This window comes from Oleiphilus sp. HI0043 (assembly GCF_001634935.1).
This window is the reverse complement of sequence record NZ_LWEY01000895.1, coordinates 1-395: the sequence shown is the minus strand read 5'-3', so window position 1 is coordinate 395 and position 395 is coordinate 1. Positions and strand designations below refer to the sequence as shown.

The window sequence follows — 395 nt, the reverse complement described above, 5'->3', positions numbered from 1 at the left end:
TCCCACAGACTCCTTTCAAACTATTGGACAGTCTTGCAGGGGTAAATCGCGGCAAGATGGTTAAAATGTCCCTAGATGATCACGACCTAGAGGCGCTTGATATCACGGGTGAACGACTGAGAAAAGCAAAAGCGAACAATACTGACAAGCAAGAAAGTTTTCGTACCTTTGATGCCTGGGAAGATGCCGGTTATTTGCTGTTATTCTTAATAATACCTTTTGCGCTTTTTGCGTATCGACAAAACACACTTCTAGCGCTGTTTATTTCGATATCGCTTATTTCTTTACCAGAAACCTCACACGCCCTTGAAGCAAGAGACTTGTTTAAGACCCAAGACCAGCAAGCTCAAGAGCTAATGAAGCAACAGTCCTACACTGAGGCTGCCGAGAAATTT

The 395-nt window shown here is 43.5% G+C and carries 1 protein-coding gene; it reads left to right on the top strand.

Translation table 11 applies throughout. From position 1 onward, the window contains the following. Window positions 1-65 precede the first annotated feature (65 nt). Window positions 66-395: hypothetical protein (locus A3729_RS10150; protein ID WP_231877405.1), on the top strand; the 330-nt coding region annotated here is incomplete at its 3' end.